Genomic DNA, 539 nt, shown 5'->3' on the forward strand with positions numbered 1-539 from the left:
ACACGGCGCGCATCCTCGACGTGAAATATTATGTGCTGCTGCCGTCGATCTCCTGGGTTGGCTCGACGCTCGACAATTATCAGTGGGAATCGATCCTGCGTTCGGTCTCGGCGCATCGCTCCTATCGCTGGGTCTACGATGCTGATTACAAGCCGACCAACATTGCCGACTATCTGATCCTCAATGTCCGCATGCCGCGTTCGCTGATGTTCTGCTATCGCTTCCTGTCGGAGCATCTGAAATTCCTCGGCGACGATTACGGCGAGCGCCATGCCTGCCACGCAACGGCCGAGAAGACGCAGACAATGCTGAGAGCCGGGTCGATCAAGGATATCTTCGATACCGGGCTGCATGAATTCCTGGCCAATTTCATTCGCGACAACACCAAGCTGGGCGACGAAATCGCACAAGATTATCGGTTCAATTGAGCATGGTCCCGAAAGGTGGAGCCGGTTTTCTTAGACAAACGGAAACCGTTTGTCCGGAGATCGCGCTCACAAACGGAATAGAAGCATGCGGCTGAAGATTACCCACCGAAC

1 protein-coding gene is annotated in these 539 nt (G+C 54.5%); it reads left to right on the forward strand.

Annotation, left to right across the window (positions count from 1 at the left end; all coding sequences use genetic code 11):
- On the forward strand, positions 1-428 hold a 428-nt coding region (locus ENZ75_RS33775; RefSeq protein ID WP_206617191.1), incomplete at its 5' end, for an alpha-E domain-containing protein.
- Positions 429-539 lie beyond the last annotated feature (111 nt).

This window comes from Mesorhizobium sp. M7A.F.Ca.CA.002.04.1.1, assembly GCF_004022805.1.
Lineage (GTDB): Bacteria > Pseudomonadota > Alphaproteobacteria > Rhizobiales > Rhizobiaceae > Mesorhizobium > Mesorhizobium ciceri.